At 67.8% G+C, this 457-nt stretch carries 1 protein-coding gene; it reads left to right on the top strand.

Going from position 1 to position 457, the window contains the following annotated elements; translation table 11 throughout:
- A partial coding sequence (locus CCN56_RS44035; protein ID WP_218779505.1) for a hypothetical protein occupies nucleotides 1-292 on the top strand: 292 nt, incomplete at its 5' end.
- Nucleotides 293-457 lie beyond the last annotated feature (165 nt).

The raw sequence follows: 457 nt of genomic DNA, 5'->3' as shown, positions 1-457 counted from the left end.
TGCGCTGTTCGCCGCAGGATTCGGCATCCTCCTGGTCCTGAACGGAGGATTCGTCGCCTGTGCCGCACATTGGGCGCTCCGGAACCAAGAGGCCGCGGCATGGCGGCGAAAGCCGGCCACGCTCACGAGAAGCGGCTGGACGGTGGGCGGGCTGAGCGTCTGGGCCTTCGTGCTGATGCTCGTCCTGGACCGGCGGGAGGCAAGCCTCGGCCCCCTCCTCACGCTGTGGAGTCCCGCCGCCCTGGTGGCCTCCGCTCTCCTGATCCACCGACGACTCCGCACACGCCGGTGATCCCCCAACGGCCGCGAGGGAACTGACGCATGTCATCGTGCAAGGCATGGCACGACTTCACGAAGACACCATCCTGGATGGGTCTCGGTCTTGTCTGTCACGGCTGGACCGCCGCGAGCACCAGCAACCCCGTGTGGTTTCGGATCGTCGCCGGGATCGCCGCCA

Origin of the sequence: Streptomyces sp. NRRL B-24572 (assembly GCF_002156145.1) — a bacterium.
Taxonomy (GTDB): Bacteria; Actinomycetota; Actinomycetes; order Streptomycetales; family Streptomycetaceae; genus Streptomyces; species Streptomyces vietnamensis.
The sequence above is the reverse complement of the archived record's forward strand: the minus strand, read 5'-3'. Positions and strand labels throughout refer to the sequence as shown.